Source organism: Arthrobacter sp. 131MFCol6.1 (assembly GCF_000374925.1).
Taxonomy (GTDB): domain Bacteria; phylum Actinomycetota; class Actinomycetes; order Actinomycetales; family Micrococcaceae; genus Arthrobacter.
Window position 1 is genome coordinate 158,359 of record NZ_KB895544.1, and the last position, 20,496, is coordinate 178,854.

Sequence of the window (20,496 nt, forward strand, 5' to 3'; positions counted from 1 at the left end):
TCCGGGACCGCGGTGTGCACCTGAGGTCCATTTCGGACGGCATTGACCCCACAAAACGTCGTGGTCTTCCCGGCCAATCGTGCCATTTAGGACGACGCTTTCAATATGGGTGCATCTGCCCGCTACGGAAGGTACACGTCTGCCCATAGGCATGACTGGCCTCCAGCCATATGATGCGGCCATGTTGAAGAACGTCGGGATAGCCGGAGTAATGGCCCTCATCCTGTTCACTTTGTCGTCGTGTGCGGTGCAACCGGCATCCACCGGCACCGTGCCAAGCGGTAGTGCCGCGCCTTGTCACGGCGCCTATGTTGCTGACGTTGATACGAGTGTTCCCGGAGACCCAACCCCTGAAGCGGCCGCGGTGGCGTGGGCTAAGTCGATAAACGCGCCTTCCGGCGCTCCAACCGATGGATGGAAAGCGGTCGATGAACAGACGGCGCGCAGTGGTGACTGGATTGCCGGTGTAAGCCGGACCATTCCTGGCGGCTGGGTAGTTTCTGGCCTCGGGTGCGGCGTCACCCGGAGGTAACTTGGGTGGTCCCCAACACCGCCCGGCAGCAGGCGGGCCTTCTGGCCGCTGGCGGCCGACGCCATGACCTCTTAGGCGGTGGGCAGCGGGCTGTGGCGGATTGAGACCGCCCAGTGCCCGGCATAGGGTAGGCGGATGACTGTTCAGCCAGGCCTGCACCGCCAACACTGCTCCGTTGCCGCCCCCACCCAGCTGTGGCTCGATCCTGACGGCCGCCTGGCCGGCGAGGTCAAACCGCCCGGCGCCGGCGACCCTGCTGAGCCGGCCGGGTTCACCGGGCTGCTCCACGGCGACACCCGGATGCTGTGCCGGGCACTCGTGCGCGTCAACGGCCTGGAACCCGAACCGGCGGCCGTCGAGACCGAGCCCGGCGGCGTCCTGCGCGTCCGGGGACTGGTCCGGGGCATCCCGGGACCCACGGAGGATCCCGCCGTCGAGCTCCTCCAGACCTGGACCGTGACGCCGGGCCTGGTGCGGCACACCCTGCAGCTGCGCACCTCCCTGGATTCCCTCGACGTCGAAGTCGACGTCGAGCTCGCCGCCGACTTCACCGACATGGCCCAGATCCGCCTCAGCCGCTTCCGTGACGTGGCCGGGCCGGTCTCTTCCGATGAGTCCACGCTGCGCTGGCAGGAGGGCGGCAAGACCCTGGCGGTCGCGGCCGCCGGCGCCGTCACCCCGGAAGGCCACCTCGCCTGGCGCGGAACCCTGGGCCGGGGCCGGCCGTTCGAGGCCGAATGGCAGGCCGTCCTGACCGACCCTGACGACGCCGTCGTGGCTGCCCGCCCGCCCGCGGCCCGGCCCCCGCGGACCGGGCCGGTGGGGGCCCTGGGCCTGCTCCTGGATAACTCCCTCGATGACGTGGCCGGGCTCCGGCTGGCGACCCGCCAGCTGCCCGACGCCCCGTTCATCGCCGCCGGGGCGCCGTGGTACTTCACACTGTTCGGGCGGGATTCGCTGTGGGCGGCCCGGCTGCTGCTGCCCTTGGACAGCGGCCCGGACAACGGGCTGGCGGCGGGCACCCTGCGCGCGCTGGCGGCTTTCCAGGGCACCCGGACGGACGCGGCGGCCGCCGAGGAACCCGGCAAGATCCTGCACGAGCTGCGGTCCAAGGAACTGGTACTGGAGAGCCAGAACCTGCGCCTGCCGCCGGTGTACTTCGGGGCCGTGGATTCCACCCCGCTGTGGCTTTGCCTGCTCGGGGAACTCTGGCGCACCGGCCGGGACGAGGACGCCGTCCGGTCGCTGCTGCCGAACGCGGCATGCGCCGCGCAATGGCTGCTCGCCGCCGGCGCCACCGGAACGGACGGCGCAGCGGACAGTTCAGTAGACGGTTCAGCGGACGGCGCAGCCGGCAACGGCGGGTTCCTCAGCTACCGTGACTCCACGGGCCACGGCCTGAGCAACCAGGGCTGGAAGGATTCCCGGGACGCCATGCAGTTCCGCGACGGCCGGCAGGCGGAGGGGCCCATCGCCCTGTCCGAGGTGCAGGGCTACGCGTACCAGGCAGCCATGGGGACGGCGGAACTGTTCGACGCGTTCGGGGAACCGGGCGCTCAGGCGCTGCGCGACTTCGCCGCGGCCCTCCGGCTCAGGTTCCGGGAGCGCTTCTGGGTTGAGGACGACGGCGGGCCGTTCCCCGCCATGGCCCTGGACGGGCACGGGGTCCCCTTGGACATCCCGGGCTCGAACATGGGACACCTGCTGGGCACGGGCATCCTGGACGCGGCCGAAGCCCGGATCGTCGCGGACCGGCTGGTGAGCCCCGAGCTGTTCTCCGGCTACGGCGTGCACACCATTTCGCGGCGGGCCGCAGGGTTCTGGCCCTTCAGCTACCACTGCGGCTCGGTCTGGAGCCACGACACCGCCATCGCGATCCGCGGCCTCCTGGCCGACGGTTACATCGCCGAGGCACGCACCCTCGCCGACGGTCTGCTCGCGGCGGCGGCCTCCTTCGGGCACCGGTTGCCGGAGGTGTTCGCCGGAGTGCGGGCCGAGGACTCGGGCGTCGCGGTGCCGTATCCGGCGTCCTGCCACCCGCAGGCGTGGTCCTCAGCCTCGGCGGTGGTGATCGCCCAGGCGATGGGCGTCGGGCTCTGACGGGCCCGCTGCCGCTGGATGTTCCCCGGACGGGGCCGCGGCGGCGCGCAGCCCGTCGGCCAGGATGACGGCGCCGGTTACGGCGAGCGCCAGGCCCATGGAGGCGAGCACGTCCGTCAGCCAGTGGTACCCCAGGTACAGGCGGCTGAAGGCAACCACCAGTGTCCCGGCAGCCGCTGCCGCGAAGCCGAACACCGACGTCGACCGTTTGCCCGTCCGCGTGCCGCGGGCCGCCAGCAGCAGGTAACTGAGGACGCACAGGAAGACGCCGGCCCCGAAAGTATGGCCGGACGGAAAGGACAGGGCATCGTCCGGTCCCAGCATGAAGCCGCTGGCGGCGGGCCGGCTCCGGCCGACGTCGTGCTTGACCAGCGTGGACACCGCGAAGGTGGCCGCCATGGCGCCGACCAGCAGGGCGGGACGCCAGACTTCACGCGTGAAGACCGCCCAGGCCAGTGCCACGGCGCAGCCGATCACCGTCATCCACAGCGGCGACGTCACCGTGGTCACGGCCGCCAGGACGGCGGTGGCCAGGGGGTTCCGGGACGCCACAAGTCCGTCGTGCACGGGCCCGTCCAGGTCGGCCACGCCGCTGTTCGACTGCACGGCGGCGAGCACGGTCCAGAAGATCGCCTCCCCGGCGATCAGCAGGCCCGCAGCCACGAAGAAAAGCCGCCGCTGGGACGGCAGCGGCAGGCGGGCAGGGGGTCGCGGGGCACGCTGGGCAAGAAGCATCGCCCAATCCTGCCAGCTTCAACTCCCTGCAGCCCGGAGGGCCGCTGGGAATTCTCTGGGATGCGCCCCGGGGCGGCTACGGTTCTCTGCTACGGTTTTCCGGGCCGCTTGGCCTGCGGGTACGGCGTTTCGAACCGGGCCAGCATCTCCACGAACCCGGCGATCTTCCGCTCCCGGGTCGAGGCCTGCTTGACCGAGTTGGTGCGGTAAATCAGGGCAAACCGGTTCACGGACGTCAGGACCTCGAACATCGCCTGCGCCCGCGGGTCCGCCGCGATGGCGGCAGCGAGGTCATCCGGGACCTCCGCCGTCGCCGAGCCCGAATAGGCGGCCTCCCAGCGCCCGTCCGCCTTGGCGGCGGCGACGGCCGCCTGCCCGGCGGGTGCCATCCGCCCCGCCGCCTCCAGGCGGTCAATCCGCTCCACGTTCCGGGCCGACCACACGCTCTTGGGTCCCCGCCGGGTCATCCGCTGGAAGGAGCTTTCCTCGTCCCGGCGCCGCCCCTGCCCGTCGATCCAGCCGAAACACAGCGCCTCCTGCAGCGCGGCCTCATAGTCCAGCTCCGTCACCGATCCGCCCTTCTTGTGCAGCACGAGCCACACGCCGGGACTCTGCGCGTGGTGCTGCTCCAGCCAGGCGCGCCACTCGGCGGCGTCCTTCACCAGCAGTTCCTCCAGTTCAACAGCCATGGGCCCATTGTGCCCTGCTGGGCTGACCGGAGGGGTGCTTTGGTGGCACCATGTCAGGAGGAGCCAAAAACCGTCCCTCGCAAGGAGATCCCATGCTGCGCGTCCGCCCGATCCACTACACCTCCCGTATGGACCAGTGGGAGGGCTTGCTGTCCGCCCTCGGCATGGTGCGGACGGTCGACGACGGCGACTGGCAGGAGTTCGACGCCGGCTCGGGCCGCCTCGCGCTGCACCGGGTAGCGGCGGTCGACGCCGGGGCGGATGCCGGGGACGGAGCTGTTCAGGACGGCACTGCCCTGGATGGAAAGACGGACTTCGGCGTCGAGGTCGGGGATCTGGCGGAGTTCGCACGCCGCACCAACGCCGCCGGTGGGGAGGACGGGACCGCCCCGGCCGAGCTGGTCAGCGCCCGCCACGGCGATACCTGCCGCATCACGGGCGAGGACGGGTTCGCTTTCTTCGCGGACAAGGCCGCCCACGGCGCGCAGTGCGCGGACGCCGATCCTGCCCTCGCCGTCGTCGAAGTCTGGTTCACGCCGGACGCGGCCGCCGCCGCGCAAACCCTGCGGAACATGGGCGCCCGGTTGCGGCCGGCCCCGGACGATGACGAAACGGCGGATTTCACGGCGAAGAACGGCGGCGTGCTGATGGTCCGGCCCGCCAGCGGCGCCGCCCGGACCGGCCTGGGGTTTGAATACACCGGCGACCTCTCCGGCCTGCGGGACCGCCTGGCGGCCGCCGGCCACCGGGTCAGCCTGACGGAAGAGGCCTTCGGGCGCACCCTGCACGTGGCCAACCCGGACGCGGCCGACCTGCCGGAGAACCTCCACGGGGCGATGCTCTGGATCTCGCACAAGCCCGAGGGCGCCTGAGGCGGCACTGGTCAGGCGCCTGGGGTTCCCGCCGCTGCGGCAGCGGAGGGACCCCCGGGTCCGCGGTCAGTCTTCCAGCGCCCCGTTGCAGAGCCGGTTCACTACCTCGGTGAGCATCGCCAGGCCAGCCACGATGTCCTCGTCCGTGGTGTATTCGTGCTCGTTGTGGGAGATCCCGTCGACGCTGGGCACAAACAGCATCACCGTCGGGACGAGGTCCTTCATGTTGGTCGAATCGTGCCCGGCCAGGGTCATGACCTGCTTGTTCGCCAGGCCCAGGTCCGCCGCCACCTTGGCCGCGAGTTCCACGCCCTCGGGCTGGTAGGGGGTCACGGGCCAGGTGTGGGCGTGGTTGCGCTCCACCGTGACGTTCGCCAGCCGTTCGATCCCGGCGATCCGCTCGTCCAGCAGGGCGTCGGCCTCGGCAAGGACAGCTTCATCGGCGCTGCGCAGGTCCAGCAGCAGGCTCACCCGGGACGGCACCACCACGGGCGAGTTGGGGTAGACGTTCAGTTGCCCCACGGAGGTGTGCAGCACGCCGGGGAAGGTGTCGGCGAGTTCCCGGGCGGCGACCACCATCATGGACGCGCCCAGCAGTGCGTCCTTCCGGTCGGCAATCACGGTGGAGCCGGTGTGGGCCTGCTCGCCGTGGACCACGAACTCGTATTTGTTGGCCGCCCAGTTGGAGTTCACCAGGCCGATGGTGATGCCTTCGCGTTCCATGCTCCGGCCCTGTTCAATGTGGATTTCGGCGCAGTACGCGGCTTCGGGGCCCTCGTAGCTGCCCCGGCAGCCGATAGCGTCCAGGGCCTCACGGACCGAGACTCCGGCCGCGTCCGTGGTGGCCAGCGCGGTTTCGAGTTCGAGCTTTCCGGTGTAGACGGAGGAGCCCATCATGGACGGCTTGAAGCGGGAGCCCTCCTCGTTGAACCAGTTGACCACCGCGATGTTGAACCGGGGCTGCCCGGCGTCTCCAGCCGCGGCCCACTGCTCCACGAGCCGGAACGCCGCGTGGGCTGCGGCGAGCACGCCGTACGCGCCGTCGTAGCGTCCCGCCGTCGGCTGGGAATCCATGTGGGAACCCACCACGACGAACGGGGCACCCGGCACGGCCTCGTACAGGCCCCACTGGTTGCCGGCCCGGTCGAACCGGACGGTGAAGCCGTTGGCCTCCAGCAGGCCGGTGAGCCATTGCCGCTGCTGGCCGTCCGGCACGCTGGCGGCCTGGCGTTCCACGCCGCCGTTCTCGGTCGCGCCGAATTCGCTCATGATGTGGAAGTCCCGCACGAACGCGGCGTCGCGGGTGCTGAAAGCGGCGTCGCGGGTGCTGAAAGAGGTCTGAGTGGTCACGGTGTTCCCCTATGAACGGTTGGTGGCTGTGCTGAAGAATGGACCGGTTGCGGCCGAACCGACCGCAACCGGGGACGTGAGGCCGGGGCTCCGGAACGTGAAGTTCCCCCCGACGGCGGTGGCCAGCACCTGGAGTTCGGCGATGCTGGCCGCGTTGAGCGGGGACCCGGACAGGACGGTGAAGTCGGCGAGCTTCCCGGCGGTCAATGAACCCTTGACGGCGGAGGCGCCGGTGGCTGCTGCGGCGCCGGTGGTGTAGGCGGCCAGGGCCTGGAGCGGGCCCAGCCGCTCGTCCGGGTTCCCGAACACGGCCCCGGAGGCGGTGCGCCGGTCTACGAAGGCCTGCATCCCGCGGAGCACGTTTCCGTCCGCCACGGGCCGGTCGGAGCTTCCGGCGAGGGTCACCCCCGCGGCGAGGAACGACGCCGCCCGGTAGGCCCAGCCGAGCCGTTCCGGGCCGAGGGACAGCGTCATGCCGTCCCCGCCTCCGGCGAAGAAGCTGGCCTGCGGGGTGACGGCGATGTCCGCGGCGGCCAGCCGTTGCAGCTGTTCCGGCCGGGTCATCGAGGCGTGTTCGATCCTGTTGGGCACGGCCCGAGGGCCGTACTTGGCGGCGCAGGCGGTGATGATGTCGATCGCGAGGTCAACGGCGCGGTCGCCGATGGCGTGCGCCGCGATCGACCAGCCGGCCGCGTAGGCGGCCTCGATCTTTGCCCGCAGCGCCTCCGGCTCGGCCTGGAAGTAGCCGGTGTTCCCGGTGTTGTCCGTCCCGCCGTGGCTGCAGTAGTCCTCGCTGACCGCCGCTGTTTCGCCCAGCAGTGACCCGTCCAGGAACACCTTCGCCGGGCCCAGGGACAGGAAGTCGCCGCCGAAGCCGCTGGCGATGCCCAGGTCCAGTCCGGCCGGTGCCGCGTCCTGTGGGTGCTGCCCGCCGAGCGGGTGGAGCACGTCCAGGACGGGCATCAGCTGCGCCCGGGCGTGGAGCCTGCCCGCGGAGGCCGCGCGCTGGTAGGCGGCCAGCTCCACGGGGCTGTGGCCGATCCAGCCGCCGCCGATCCCGGCCTCGGTGAAGCTCGTGATGCCCTCTGCGGCGTAGTGGCGGGTGGCCCGGTCCAGTGCGGCTTCGATCGCGTCGGACGGGTACGGCAGGATCAGCTGCTGGATCAGCTGTTGCGCGGTTTCCTGGACCAGCCCGGTGGGGCGGCCGCCGGCGTCGCGGACAATCACCCCGCCGTCAGGATCCGGAAACGACGCCGGTTCCGCGCCGGCCAGCCGGAGCGCGGCAGTGTTGACCACGGCCATGTGGCCGGAGTTGTGCCGGATGAACAATGGCCGGCTCCCCGTGATCCGGTCCAGGACGGTGATGTCCGGAAACTCGCCGCCGTGCTGGGTCTGGCTGAAGCCGGTGGCCAGCAGCCAGCCCGGCGCCTGGCCGGTCCCCGGCTCCGGCTCCGGCCCTGCCTCAGCCTCTGGATCTGCATTGCTGTCTGCCGCCATGCCGGCCTCCAGCAGGGCGTAGAGCTGGTTCAGTCCGCGGGCGCCGGAGACGTCCAGTTCACCCAGGCCCAGCCCGAACCAGGTGGTGTGGCAATGGGCGTCGATGAAGCCGGGGGTCACGGTGGCGCCGCCGAGGTCCAGGACCTCGGCGGCCTCCAGCCCGTCCAGGTCATCGTCGAGGCCCACAATCCGGCCCTGCCAGACCCCCAGTGACGTGGCATGCGGGCGGCGCTCATCCATGGTGATGATGTCCGCGTTGCGCAGCAGCAGATCGAGTTTCATTGGTTACCTAGCGTGGTTATTTAGCGGTGGGAGGTGGTGACCGACTTGATCCGGGTGTAGTCCTCCAGGCCGAAGACGGAGAGATCCTTGCCGGTGCCGGAGTGCTTGAAACCGCCGTGCGGGGCCTCGGCCGGGATCACCTGGTGGCAGTTGATCCAGACGGCGCCGAAGTCCAGTTCGTTGGAGACCCGGGTGACCACTCCGTGGTTGTTGGACCAGACGCTGGAGGCCAGCGCGTACTTGGTCCCGTTGGCGAGTTCCACGGCTTCGGCTTCGTCCCGGAAGGGCTGGATGGTGACGACGGGTCCGAAGATTTCCTCGCAGACCACTTCGTCGGCCTGGAACACGCCGTCGATCACAGTGGGTTCGAAGTGGAAACCGGCGCCCGTCCGCTTGCCTCCGGCCAGGACCCTGGCGTTCGCGGGCAGCCTGGACATGAAGCCTTCCACCCGGTCCAGCTGGGCGGCGCTGTTCAGCGGACCCAGGTCCGCGGCGTCGCCGCCGACCTGCAGCGTTGCGGCCGCCGCGGCGAGCGCGGCACCGAATTCCTGGTGGATGGATTCCTCCACGAGCACACGGGTCACGGCGGTGCAGTCCTGCCCGGCGTTGAAGAACGCACCGAGCGCAATCTCCTTGGCGGCCAGGTCAATGTCGGTGTCGGCGAACACGATTGCCGGCGCCTTGCCGCCGAGTTCCAGGTGGACGTCCTTGAGGGTCTTCGACGCCGCGGACATCACCTGCGCCCCGGCCCGGGTGGAGCCGGTGATGGACACCATTTCCGGGATCTCGTGATCCACCATGGCGGCGCCGGTCCCGCGGCCGCCGCAGATGACGTTGACGACGCCCGCCGGGTAGGCCTCCTGTGCCAGCTCGCCGAGTACCAGGGTGGACCAGGGCGTGGTGTCGGCCGGCTTCAGGACGAGCGTGTTGCCGGCGGCCAGCGCCGGTCCGATCTTCCAGATGGCCATCATGAACGGGTAGTTCCACGGGGTGATCTGGGCGACCACGCCGAGGGGTTCGCGCCGGACGGTGGAGGAAAAGCCGCGGACGTATTCAGTCTGCGCGGTCCCGGACACCACGCGGCAGGCGCCGGCGAAAAAGCGCAGCTGGTCGGCGCCGCGTAGGATCTCGATCTCGCGGGTGATCTGGCGGGGCTTGCCGGTGCAGGCCACCTCGGCGTCCAGGAGCCTGTCGACGTTGGCCTCGATGAGGTCGGCGAGTTTGAGCATCATGGCCTGGCGTTCGGCCGGGGTGGTCCGTTTGTAGCTCTGGAAGGCGGTGTGGGCGGCCTGGAAGGCGCGGTCCACGGTGGCGGCATCGCTGTCCGGGGCGGTGCCGAGCTGGACTCCGGTGGCGGGGTCGAAGAACGGCAGGGTGGCCGGGTCCGAACCGTCGGCGGCACTGCCTGGGACGATCTCACCGTTGATGATGTTGTGCAGGGTGATCATGACAGGCTCCGGTCAGTTGCTGGCGGTCTTGGGTGAGCGGGTGGCGGGGTCCTGCGGGAGGTGCAGGACTGCCGGCAGCCCGGATTCGACGGCGCGGCGGAAAGCGGCACCGAAGTCCTCTGCCTTCTCGACGCGTTCGCCGTAGCCGCCATAGGACCGGGCGAGTGCGGCGAAGTCCGGGTTGGTCATGTGGGTGCCCGAGGGCCGGCCCGGGTAGTGGCCTTCCTGGTGCTCACGGATCGTGGCGAAGATGCCGTTGTCCACCACGAGGGCGATGAACTTCCCGCCGTGGCCCATGGCCGTGGCCATTTCCTGGCCGTTCATCATGAAGCAGCCGTCGCCGGCCACGGAAATCACCTGGCGGCCGGGGTAGGCCAGTGAGGCAGCCACCGCCGCCGGGATCCCCATGCCCATGGCCCCGTTGCGGGGTGCGGCGAGGGAGTTCGCGGTGCTGTGCTTCAGGTAGCGGGCCGGCCACAGCGAGTGGTTCCCAGCCCCGTAGGTGATGACGGCGTCGTCGTCCATTTCCTGCTTGAGGATTTCCATGACGACGTCGAGGTCCACATATTTTGAGTCCACCCCGTTGCCGCTGTCCGGCTGGGCGGTGGAGAACTTCTCATAGTCTGCGCGGGCCCCGGCCAGCCAGCCGGCCGCGGGATCCACCGCGGAATCGGCGGCGGCGAGTGCCGTGGCGAAGGACGCGACGTGGGCCGGGATGTGCTGGTCCAGCCGGCCGTAGTGGCCGAGCAGATCGGCGCCGGGGTGGACGACGACGGTGACGGCATCCAGTCCGCGCTTGTAGCCGTCGGAGAGCACGTCGGCGCGGACGCAGCCGACGAAGACCAGCAGGTCGGCCTCGTCGAGGCGGCGGGCGTTGGCGTCGCTGCGGGCGTAGCCGAGGTAGCCGGCGTAGGCGTCGCTGCTGTGCGGGACGGCGTCGTAGGCGCGGAAATCCGCGAGCACGGGGACGCCGTGGCGGGAGGCCCAGCCGGCCAGCGCGTCGGAGGATGCCTGGTCCCAGCCTTCGCCGCCCACCACGATCAGGGGCTTGCTGGACGCGGCCAGGCGTTTCTCGAGGCCGGCGAGATCGGCTGCTGCAGGTTCAGTCCGGGCGACGGTCCGGGGCTCCACGGTGCCGGATTCGATGGCGTGGACCAGCACGTCCTCGGGGAGGCCGATCACCACGGGACCCGGCCGGCCGCTGAGGGCTGTGAAGATGGCGTCGTCCACCACGCGGGCGGCGGAGGCGGCGTCGTCGAGCGTCACGACCTTCTTGGCGGTGCTGCCGAACCAGGCGTTGATGTCGAATTCCTGGAACGACTCCCGGCCGCGGTCCGCGACCGGGATGAGGCCCACGAACAGGATCATCGGCGTGGCGTCCTGGTGCGCGGTGTGGATGGCGATGAAGGCGTTGGCCGCACCCGGACCCCGGGTCACCATGGCCACGCCCGGGAGCTCCGTGAGCCGGCCTTCGGCGAGGGCCATGAATCCGGCGCCGCCCTCGTGGCGGGTCACCACGGTTTCAATGGAGGATCCGTGCAGGCCGTCCAGCACATCCAGGAAGCTCTCCCCGGGGACGCCGTAGACGCGCTGGATACCGGCTCGTTCCAGCTGGGCAACAATCAGGTGCCCGGCGGTGGTTGTGGTGCTCAATGCTTCATTCCCTTTTCTTCGATGCTCAGTGCGGGGAGGAACAGGCCGGACAGCGCGGTCAGCGCGGACACCACCAGCAAGATGATGGCGCCGGGCCAGAACGAATTGCCGTTGGCGGCCACGAGGGCCGTCGCGATCAGCGGCACGAAACCGGAGATGACGCCGGCGCTGTTGGAGGTGATGGCGACGCCGGTGTACCGGACCTTCGTGGCGAAGAGTGCGGTCAGGGCCGTTCCGGACACGGCGTACGGGACGGACAGGGTGGACACTCCGACGATCATGGCCAGGATGACCAGGACTGGGTTGGCGGTGTCGATGGCCAGGAAGACGGGCACGGCGATGACGGCGGAGGCAATTCCGCCCCAGAGGATGACCTTGCTGGCGCCGAATTTCTCGCCCATGCGTCCGGCCCAGACCAGCGCGAAGATTTCCACGACGGCGGCCAGCAGCGAGCCGAGCAGCAGCGTTTCGTAGGGCATCTTGAGCACCTTGGTGCCGTAGAAGACCACGAAGCTGGTGATGAGGTAGAAACCGCCGATGCCGAGCAGCGCGGAGCACATGCCCACCAGGATCTGGCGCCAGCTCTTCGTCAGGACGCCGCGGATGGGGGCGTGCTCGGTCTCGCCGGACTCCATGAGGGCTTCGAACTCCGGGGACTCGCTGAGCTTGCTGCGGATCCACATCGAGACGGCCAGCAGCGGGATCGCCGCGATGAACGGGATGCGCCAGCCCCACGCGTCGAAGTTGGCCTGGCCCACCAGATACAGCATTCCGAAGAACCCGCCGGAGGACAGGATGGTGCCGATCGGCGAGCCGAGCTGCGGGAGGGCGGCGTAGCGGGCGCGTTTGGCGACCGGGGCGTTTTCGACGGCGATAATCACCGCGCCGCTCCACTCGCCGCCGACGGCGAGGCCCTGCAGGATGCGCAGCGCGACCAGCAGGATGGGGGCTGCGACGCCGATCGTCATGTAGTTCGGCAACAGGCCGATGAGACCGGTCACGAGGCCGATGCCCACAATGGTGACCATCAGGATCTTCTTGCGCCCCACCTTGTCGCCCAGGGCGCCGAAGATGAAGCCGCCGATCGGGCGGGCCACGAAGCCCACGGCCAGGGTGGCGAAGGAGCTCATGGCCGACACGAAGGGGTCCTGGGACACGAAGTACTGGGCGTTGAACACGAGCGCCGCGGCGGTGGTGAACAGGAAGAAGTCGTACCACTCCAGTGCGGTGCCGACGAGGGCCGCGAGGGCGACTTTCTTGGCCACGCTCTCATCGACAACCCCGGGCAACTGCGGACTGGCGGTGGTAGTGGCGTTGCTTGCGCTGCTTGCCATGATTACTCCAAAGAAATGTGACTGGTCTTGACGGTGGCCCCTGTGCGGTCACCCCCATCCGGGGACAGTTCCGTCCGTGACGATTCGGGCCGAGACGATTCGGGAGCCGACGCTTCCGGCGGGTGTGAGTGGGCTCACGCCTGGTGCTTCATTCCATTCTGCCAGTAGCTTTTTCCAAAATAACTAGCAGTGCGCCACGCTTTGTAGACCCTAGAATGTGAGAATGCACAATTTTGAATCGCCGGGCGACGCTTTCCGCTGGAGTGAGCTGGTGGACCAGCTCGAAGGCCGGCTGGACCTCCTGGCCCAGGCGTTCACCGCCCGGGTCCGACAAATCCCGGAATACGGCGACAGCCAGGTGACCGTCCTGGAAATCCGGGACACTGCGCGGGAAACGTTCCGCCGGCTCATCCATGGGCTCCGGGGCGGTCCGGCGGACACTGCACGGGACGGGCTGCTCGCCTTTGCCTCGGACCTCGGGTCCAAACGGGCGAGGGCCGGGATACCGCCGGAGTCCCTGACGTCGGCGGTGCGGCTGGACTTCAGCATCCTGTGGGCAGACCTCCTGGAGATCGCCGCACCGGAGGATGCCGGGCTGCTGGCCTCCCGGGTGGACCAGGTCTGGCGGGTCGTCGACGAGTTCGCCACCCGCACCCACATGAGCTACCTGACCGAGCGCGTGCGCATGGCCCAGGAAGAGTCCAGCATCCAGCACGAATTCATCGCCCGGCTGTTCAACCAGAGCACGCCCTCGGCCGAGACGTCCGCGCAGGTTGGCTCCGCCCTGGGCATCGGGCCGGATGCCCGCTGCGGCCTCGTGGCTGCCAGCGGCGACGCCGGGGCCCGCCTCCGTGCGGCCGCAACCCAGTTCGGCGCCGCCCAACGCCGCCAAAAGATCTTCCTGCACGAATCGGGTGGAAACACGTACCTGTTTTGGCCGCTCCTGTTGTGGCCACCGTCGGGGAGGTCCGGGGACACTCGGAACGTGCCCCAGCTGCCGCCGCTCGTGGCGGATATTCCCTCCGGGTATGTCCCGGAGGTGCACGGGCTGCGCGGCCTGCCCGCCGCCGCCCGGACGGCAGAGAGCCTTGCGGCCCTGTTGCGCCCCAGCGACGCCGGCCCGCTGTCCGCAGATGCCGCATGGGCCCGGTTTGCTCAGCAAAACCTCCAGGACGCCGGGCTCGACCTCGCCGCCCAACTGGAGGAAGCCATGGAGGAATGCCGCGGCGGGGAACGGGAGCGCCTCCGGGAAACGGTGCAGCACTATCTCTCCACCGGCAACATCACGGCCACGGCGGAACAGCTGTTCTGCCACCGGAACACCATCCTGAACCGGCTCAACCGCTTCCAGGAACTGACCGGGATCGACCTGACCATTCCGGCCCAGGCCGCACGGCTGGTGGTTGCCTGGGCCTGATAGTTGTGTGAACACACACTGCGGGGCCTTTATTGGTGGGGTTTTCGCCATTGAGCTGTGATCACCAACACAGAATAGTTGGCTACTACCTTGCACTGGACATTCGTCCCCGCACCCCCATCTGGAGATATTGATGGCTCAATCGGTAGAAACCACCTCACACGCGGCTGCCCGTCTGGACTTGGCCAAGATGCGTAAAATCGCCCTCGCCAGCGTCATCGGCACCACCGTCGAGTGGTACGACCTCTTTGTTTTCGGCACGGCATCCGCGCTCGTGTTCAATAAGATCTTCTTCCCCAGCTTCGACCCCATCGTGGGCACCATGCTCGCCTTCGGAACCTTCGCCTCCGCGTACATTGCACGCATGGTCGGCGCCATCATCTTCGGCCACTTCGGCGACCGCCTGGGCCGCAAATCCATGCTCCTGATTTCACTGCTGACCATGGGCGCCGCCACGTTCGCCATCGGCCTGCTGCCGGACTACAACAGCATCGGGATCATGGCGCCGCTGCTGCTGCTCTTCCTGCGCGTCATCCAGGGCCTGGCCCTGGGCGGCGAATGGGGCGGCGCCGTCCTGATGACGGTGGAACACGCTCCTGCGTCCAAGCGCGGGTTCTACGGCTCGCTGGTCCAGGTGGGCGTGCCCGCCGGGACCCTGATCGCCAACGTGGCGTTCCTCATTGTCGCCTCGAGCGTCAGCACCGAAGAGCTCCTTGCCTGGGGCTGGCGCATCCCGTTCCTGGCCTCCGCGCTGCTCGTGGCCGTGGGCATCTACATCCGGCTGCACATCGAGGAAACCCCGTCCTTCCAGGCGGTCAAGGACGCCGGCGCCAAGGCCAAGCTGCCGTTCGCGGCCCTCATGGCCAAGTACTGGAAGCAGGTCATCCTCGGCGGCGTTGCCACCCTGTCCACCGGCAGCACCTTCACCCTGCTCGTCGCCTCCGGCGTCTCCTACGGCAAAAAGGAACTGGGCCACTCGGAGGCCCTGATGCTGTGGGTCGTGCTGGCCGCCTGCGCCCTGTGCTTTGTCCTGATCCCCTTCTTCGGCAGGCTCTCTGACAAGCACGGCCGCAAGCCGATCATCTACGCAGGTGTTGCCGCCGAGGCAGCCCTGGCGTTCCCGATGTTCTGGCTCATGGACACCAAGTCCGTGCCGCTGCTCTTCGTCGCGTACCTCGCCATGATGACGGCCTTCGCCGCGAACTACGGCCCGATCGCCACGTTCCTCGCCGAGCTCTTCGGTTCCAAGGTCCGCTACTCGGGACTGTCCGTGGCCTACATGCTCTCCGGGCTCCTCGGCAGCGCCGCCACGCCGTTCATCACCACCTGGCTGCTGGGCATGACCCACCAGAGTTCCTCCATCGCGTGGTACATCATGGCCGCCGCCCTCGTCTCGCTCGGTGCCTTGTTCGTCCTGACCGAAACCCGCCATGGCAACATTGACGCCGTCGACTCCGCCCCCACCGACGCGGCTACCGACGCGAGCACGGGCCCGTCCGCCGAAGCGGTGGCCGCCAAATGACAGCGCCGCAGGCCGTGCTCCCCACTGTCGATCCCGCGGTTCATCCCGTAACCGGGACGGTCCGCCGGATCGCGCAGATCCCGGGCGGCGCGGCCGCCGTCGGCCCCTTCTCCCAGGCGGTCGTCGCCAACGGGTTTGTGTTCACCGCCGGCCAGATCCCCGCGATCAGCGGGCTGGATGACCAGCCGGACACGTTCGAGGACCAGGTCCGCCAGACCATCATCAACCTCCGGTCCGTGCTTGAGGCGGCCGGGTCCGGCCTGGAGCACGTGGTCAAGGTCAACGGCTACCTCACGGATCCCAGCCAGCTCGAGGCTTACAACCGGGTCTACTCGGAGTTCTTTGGCGCGGCCAAGCCGGCGCGGACCACCGTCTGCGTGAGCCTGTGGGGCGTGGCGCTGGAGATCGAGTGCGTGGCCGTGGTTGCCGGTGCCACGGCGCCGGAAGCTCCGTGAACGCGGTGAACGCCGGGCTTGCCGGCGGACTCCGCGAGCGGCTCGCCGCCGTCAGCTACCCCACGATCGGGCACTTCCTGGAGGACGGATTCGTGGAGCCTGCCATCCGGTCGCTGCTCGACGGCGTCAAGGTGGCCGGCCCCGCGGTCACGGTTCGCATCGCGGAGAATGACGCCTACGCCATGAACCGTGCCCTGCTGGAGCTGTACCCCGGCGCGGTGCTGGTGGTGGACATGTCCGGTGACCACCGGCACGCGCCGGTGGGCGCAGTCACCGCCGCAGCGGCCACCGCGCAAGGCGCCGCCGGCGTCGTCGTCGACGGCGTGGCCACCGACATCCTGGAACTCCGCGCGACCGGCCTGCCGGTCTTCGCCCGCGGGACCTCGTGCCTGACCACCAAACGGGTCCGCAGCGCCGGCTCCGCCGTCAATGTCCCGGTGCGGTGCGGCGGCATCCAGGTCAATCCGGGCGACTGGGTGCTCGGTGACGACAACGGCGTGATCGTCCTGTCCGCGGAGGCGGCAGCCGATGTCCTGGGCCAGGCCCTGGCCTCGGACGCCGCCGAACCGGCGTTGCTGGCACGAATTGCCGCCGGCGAGCCGCTGGAATCGGTGCTGGCGATCTGAGTGACGGCGCGGGGAACGGGCACGGGATGGGGTAGAACTTAACCATGAATGTGCGCACCCCTGACCCGAATCCCGGCTGGCTCTCCGACGACGACCTGTTCGAAGCGCGGGGCAGGCTGCCGATGGTCTACGTCGAGGCCGTTCCGGTCCGGCTGGACCCCCTCGGATTCGTGAACGAGGTCGGCACCCTCCTGCAGGCCGACGAGGATGGCACCATGGTCCGGTCCCTGGTCTCCGGCCGCGTGCTCTACCGCGAGACCATCCGCGCCGCGCTGCTCCGCCACATGGAGAAGGACCTGGGTCCGCTCGCCTTCCCGCAGCTTCCGGTCAGTCCGGTCCCGTTCACCGTGGCTGAGTACTTCCCGTCCCCGTCCCATACCGGCTTCACGGACGACCGCCAGCACGCCGTTGCCCTGGCGTACATCATTCCTGTCACCGGCGAATGCTCCCCGCGGCAGGATGCCCTCGAGCTGACCTGGATGACCCCGCAGGAGGTCATGAGCACGGACGTGCAGCTCGAATTCAGCGGCGGCCGGGGGGCCCTGATCCGGCAGGCGCTGGCTTTCGCGGGAGTCGGCAACTAGCCGGCACCCTGGGGTCCCGGGACGTCCGGGGACGCTCGCGGCGTCCCCGGCGTCCCCGACTTCACGCACCCGATTTTGTAGACTGTTGGGCGGACCGCAAGAGAACTTTAAGGACTCCCGATGACCCACCCCCCAGCCTCCCGGAACTACAGTGAACAGCAGGCTGGATCTCTGCGGGCCGGCGACCACCTGATTCTGCCCGACGGAAACCGCTCCGCCGAGATCCATCGCGTGGATGTCGAAACCGACGATTTTGGTACTCCCGCCATGGTCTTGGCGACCCTCAGCGGCGGCGGTGTGCTGCGGATCGCGGCGGGATCACTGGTCCGCGTCACCGACGACGCCGAGCCCGGCACCCCGGCTTCCGACGGCGGCGCGCCCGGCACGCCAACGCCTTCCGCCGCGGACGCCCCCGAACCCCCTGCGTCCGGCCCGTCTCCCGAACTGGACGAGGCCGCCTCCTACGCAACCGGGTCCGACGGAATTGGGTCCGCAGAAACTGAGCCCGACAACACGGCGGCCACCGCCGTCGTCGTCCCTCCCCAGCCTGTTGCGCCGCCCGCGGTGAGCGGACCCAGCAAAGCGGACCTGGCGCTCATCCCGGCCCCCGACGGCACGCCGGAGTCTGTGGTGGAGGCCGCGGCCGAGGCCCATCCGGGCGCCGTCGGGGTGCTCCTGCTCAGTGAACGGCTCGCCAAGGGCATCAACACCAAGTCCGGGAGCTGCCTGAAGGACCTCAGCGACCTCGCACATGAACTCTTCGTCACCCTCAAGGACCCCGACAACGCCCTGGCGGTCGCGGACCTGCTCAACGTCCTGCCGTTCGACGGCAACCCCGACCGCTGGGCTTCGGTGGAGGCAGCCCTGGCGCTCTCCAGCTACATCTGCCGCCAGCTGGGGCAGGACCAGCGCGCCGGGATCTACGAGAAACTGCTCCGGGCGCCCGAGGCCATGGAAACGGACCCGTTCAAGGCCAGGATCAACGCCAAAGTGCGCCAGCGCTCGCTCAACGAGCCCAACCTGTACGACAAGGAAATCTTCCGCTCGATCGACAACGCGAACCCGGACGCGGAACGCGACTGGCGCCTGCTGCGGCTGGAGGCGCTCCTGTTCCTGCGCGCGCACGGCGGCTCCGAAACGATTGGTGCGGCCGAGCTGGAACGCCGGATCGGCAACGAACTCGAATCAGTCCGCGCCTGAGGTCTTGCGTTGGGCCCTACCCGTGGCGGGCACGGAGTTGTAGATTCACCCCATGACGAACAATCTGAGCGTTGTGATCAATTCCGACGCGCAGCAAGTTTGGACCATGCTGCGCGAACCCGCCAAAATCGCCCAATGGCACGGCTGGGTGGCCGATGACCAAGAGGCCGAAATCAACGAAATCTACTTCGGCCCCAATGTGGTCGAAGGCGCCGACCACACCTCCCTGGTGGTCGACGGCGGCGACGTCTTCACCTTGAAACCTGTCGCCACGGGCACCGAGGTCAGCGTCACCCGGGCGGCAATCGACCACAATTCCGAGTGGGCGGCTTGGGACGAGGACATCACCCAAGGCTGGCTGACGTTCCTCCACCAGTTGCGCTTCGCCCTGGAACGGCACCCGCACGGCAAGCGCCGGACCTTCTTCTTCTCCGTGCCCGGCTCCGGCGGGTCCGCGATAGAGAAACTGGGGCTCAGCGATGTCCCGTCGCCGGGGGACCCGTATTCGCTCACCCTGCCCACCGGCGAGGAAATTTCCGGCAAAGTGTGGTTCCGCAGCAACCACCAGGTGGGTCTGACGGTCCACAACTACGCCGAGCACGGGGACGGCCTGCTGATCGTGGCGGACCAGCCCGCCATCGCCGACGTCCGGCCCGACGGCGGATCCCTCGCGATCGTCTCCACCTACGACCTCGGGGCCCACCAACTGGAGGCGGTCCGCAATTATTGGGACAAGTGGCGGGCTGAGAACTACCCCACATCGGATCCCGTCCACTAAGGCAACGGCAGGGTTAGCTGGCACACTTGAACCGTGCCAGCCAATCCTGACTTCGCGTCTTCGTCCCCCGCGCCTGCCCGGCAGTCCGAGTTCTCCTTCCGCGTGGGCAAACGCCTGAGCGAGGCGTGCCCGCCGTCGGCCGGGCAGATTGCCGCCAACGGCGGTGAGTTCCTGGGCCGGACTGGCACCATCGCCACCCCGCACGGGGAGATCCAGACCCCGGCGTTCATCGCCGTCGGCACCAAGGCCACGGTCAAATCGGTGCTGCCAGAATCCATTGCCGAACTCGGCGCGCAGGCGGTGCTGGCCAACGCCTACCACCTGTACCTGCAGCCGGGCGCGGACATCCTGGACGAGGCCGGGGGCCTGGGTGCCTTCATGAACTGGCGCGGTCCCACGTTCACCGATTCCGGCGGTTTCCAGGTGATGAGCCTGGGCTCCGGGTTCAAGAAGGTCATCGACATGAAGTCGGTCGACAATTCGGGGCCGGACGACGCCGTCGCCCCCGGCAAAGAACGCCTTGCCCACGTGGACGAGGAAGGCGTGTGGTTCAAGAGCCACCTGAACGGCGACCGGCACCGCTTCAGCCCCGAGATCTCCATGAACGTCCAGCACCAAATTGGCGCGGACATCATGTTTGCGTTCGACGAGCTCACCACGCTGCAGAACTCCCGCGGCTACCAGGAGGAGTCCCTGGAGCGGACCCGGCGCTGGGCCGAACGGTGCATCACCGAACACTTCCGGCTCACGGAGGAGCGCGCGGGCAAGCCCTACCAGGCCCTGTTCGGGGTGATCCAGGGCGCCCAGTACGAGGACCTGCGCCGCAAGGCCTGCCGCGACCTCGGCGCCATGAACTTCGACGGCTTCGGCATCGGCGGAGCACTGGAGAAAGAGAACCTCGGCACGATCGTGCGCTGGTGCAACGAGGAGCTGCCGGAGAACAAGCCGCGACACCTGCTGGGCATCTCCGAACCGGACGACATCTTCACGGCCATTGAGAACGGCGCGGACACCTTCGACTGCGTCTCCCCCACCCGGGTGGCCCGGAACTCGGCGTTCTACCACCCCACCGGCCGGTACAACCTCTCCGGCGCCAAGTACAAGCGCGACTTCGGCCCGCTGCAGGAAGGCTGCGACTGCTACGCCTGCCTGAACTACTCGCGGGCCTACATCCATCACCTGTTCAAGGCCAAGGAGATGGTCTCGGCCACCCTGATCTCGATCCACAACGAACGCTTTGTGGTGAAGATGGTCGACGACGCCCGGCTCGCCATCGAGGCCGGCAACTTCTTCGAGTTCAAGGCCGAAACCCTGGCGAACTACTACTCCTAGGGCGTCCCGGCGTCGGGGCGTCCCGGCGTCGGGGCGTACCGGAACCGTGCCAGATCGCCGGAAGTTTCCGGCGATCTGGCAGCTTTCCGG

General features: G+C 68.9%; 17 protein-coding genes. 10 read left to right on the forward strand and 7 right to left on the reverse strand.

The window, feature by feature from the left end:
* Positions 1-667 precede the first annotated feature (667 nt).
* On the forward strand, positions 668-2,632 hold the full coding sequence (locus tag C566_RS21345; protein ID WP_018774331.1) for a glycogen debranching N-terminal domain-containing protein: 1,965 nt from the start codon (positions 668-670) through the stop codon (positions 2,630-2,632).
* Here C566_RS21345 and C566_RS0110680 read toward each other — a convergent pair.
* Together C566_RS0110680 and C566_RS0110685 are read right to left on the reverse strand one after the other, a co-directional pair.
* Positions 2,585-3,367 (reverse strand): phosphatase PAP2 family protein, encoded by a 783-nt coding sequence (locus tag C566_RS0110680; RefSeq protein ID WP_018774332.1) that lies wholly within the window; start codon positions 3,365-3,367, stop codon positions 2,585-2,587. The two genes, C566_RS21345 and C566_RS0110680, sit on opposite strands and share 48 nt — an antisense overlap.
* An 89-nt stretch (positions 3,368-3,456) precedes the next feature.
* Complete coding sequence (locus C566_RS0110685) at positions 3,457-4,056, reverse strand: YdeI/OmpD-associated family protein (RefSeq protein WP_018774333.1); 600 nt, start codon at positions 4,054-4,056, stop codon at positions 3,457-3,459.
* A gap of 92 nt (positions 4,057-4,148) precedes the next feature.
* On the opposite strand from C566_RS0110685, the gene C566_RS0110690 reads away from it, so the two are divergent.
* The gene (locus tag C566_RS0110690) at positions 4,149-4,928 is read left to right on the forward strand and encodes a hypothetical protein (protein WP_018774334.1); all 780 of its coding nucleotides are present in this window, start codon (positions 4,149-4,151) and stop codon (positions 4,926-4,928) included.
* Positions 4,929-4,994: 66 nt separating this feature from the next.
* On the opposite strand, the gene C566_RS0110695 is transcribed toward C566_RS0110690, so the two are convergent.
* Genes C566_RS0110695 through C566_RS0110715 form a run of 5 tightly spaced genes read right to left on the reverse strand, consistent with a single transcriptional unit; the run spans position 4,995 to position 12,492 of the window.
* Positions 4,995-6,278 (reverse strand): M20 family metallo-hydrolase, encoded by a 1,284-nt coding sequence (locus C566_RS0110695; protein ID WP_018774335.1) that lies wholly within the window; start codon positions 6,276-6,278, stop codon positions 4,995-4,997.
* A 9-nt stretch (positions 6,279-6,287) separates the two neighbouring features.
* Positions 6,288-8,057, reverse strand: a complete 1,770-nt coding sequence (locus C566_RS0110700; protein ID WP_018774336.1) for an amidohydrolase — start codon at positions 8,055-8,057, stop codon at positions 6,288-6,290.
* 20 nt (positions 8,058-8,077) lie between these two features.
* Positions 8,078-9,505 (reverse strand): gamma-aminobutyraldehyde dehydrogenase, encoded by a 1,428-nt coding sequence (locus tag C566_RS0110705; protein WP_018774337.1) that lies wholly within the window; start codon positions 9,503-9,505, stop codon positions 8,078-8,080.
* Positions 9,506-9,517: 12 nt separating this feature from the next.
* Entirely contained in the window at positions 9,518-11,158 is a 1,641-nt protein-coding gene (locus C566_RS0110710; protein ID WP_018774338.1) for a thiamine pyrophosphate-dependent enzyme, read from the reverse strand.
* On the reverse strand, positions 11,155-12,492 hold the full coding sequence (locus tag C566_RS0110715) for an MFS transporter (protein WP_018774339.1): 1,338 nt from the start codon (positions 12,490-12,492) through the stop codon (positions 11,155-11,157). The genes C566_RS0110710 and C566_RS0110715 overlap by 4 nt, the downstream gene beginning before the upstream one ends.
* 223 nt (positions 12,493-12,715) lie before the next feature.
* On the opposite strand from C566_RS0110715, the gene C566_RS0110720 reads away from it, so the two are divergent.
* The 8 genes from C566_RS0110720 (at position 12,716) to tgt (ending at position 20,406) form a co-directional block, all read left to right on the forward strand.
* Complete coding sequence (locus C566_RS0110720) at positions 12,716-13,909, forward strand: PucR family transcriptional regulator (protein ID WP_018774340.1); 1,194 nt, start codon at positions 12,716-12,718, stop codon at positions 13,907-13,909.
* A 133-nt stretch (positions 13,910-14,042) separates the two neighbouring features.
* A complete protein-coding gene (locus C566_RS0110725) occupies positions 14,043-15,431 on the forward strand; it encodes an MFS transporter (protein ID WP_026266588.1) in 1,389 nt (462 codons plus the stop codon).
* The gene (locus C566_RS0110730) at positions 15,428-15,886 is read left to right on the forward strand and encodes a RidA family protein (RefSeq protein ID WP_018774342.1); all 459 of its coding nucleotides are present in this window, start codon (positions 15,428-15,430) and stop codon (positions 15,884-15,886) included. The genes C566_RS0110725 and C566_RS0110730 overlap by 4 nt, the downstream gene beginning before the upstream one ends.
* Positions 15,883-16,512, forward strand: a complete 630-nt coding sequence (locus tag C566_RS0110735) for an RraA family protein (protein ID WP_018774343.1) — start codon at positions 15,883-15,885, stop codon at positions 16,510-16,512. The genes C566_RS0110730 and C566_RS0110735 overlap by 4 nt, the downstream gene beginning before the upstream one ends.
* Before the next feature lie 44 nt (positions 16,513-16,556).
* Entirely contained in the window at positions 16,557-17,096 is a 540-nt protein-coding gene (locus C566_RS0110740; protein WP_018774344.1) for an NUDIX hydrolase family protein, read from the forward strand.
* A 120-nt stretch (positions 17,097-17,216) separates the two neighbouring features.
* Positions 17,217-18,296 carry a DUF6707 family protein gene (locus tag C566_RS0110745; RefSeq protein ID WP_018774345.1) on the forward strand — a complete coding sequence of 360 codons (1,080 nt, stop codon included), beginning with the start codon at positions 17,217-17,219 and terminating at the stop codon, positions 18,294-18,296.
* A gap of 52 nt (positions 18,297-18,348) precedes the next feature.
* Positions 18,349-19,074, forward strand: coding sequence for a hypothetical protein (locus C566_RS0110750; protein WP_018774346.1), 726 nt, complete (start codon positions 18,349-18,351; stop codon positions 19,072-19,074).
* 33 nt (positions 19,075-19,107) lie between these two features.
* A complete protein-coding gene (gene tgt, locus C566_RS0110755; RefSeq protein ID WP_018774347.1) occupies positions 19,108-20,406 on the forward strand; it encodes a tRNA guanosine(34) transglycosylase Tgt in 1,299 nt (432 codons plus the stop codon).
* The last annotated feature ends 90 nt before the right edge of the window (positions 20,407-20,496 follow it).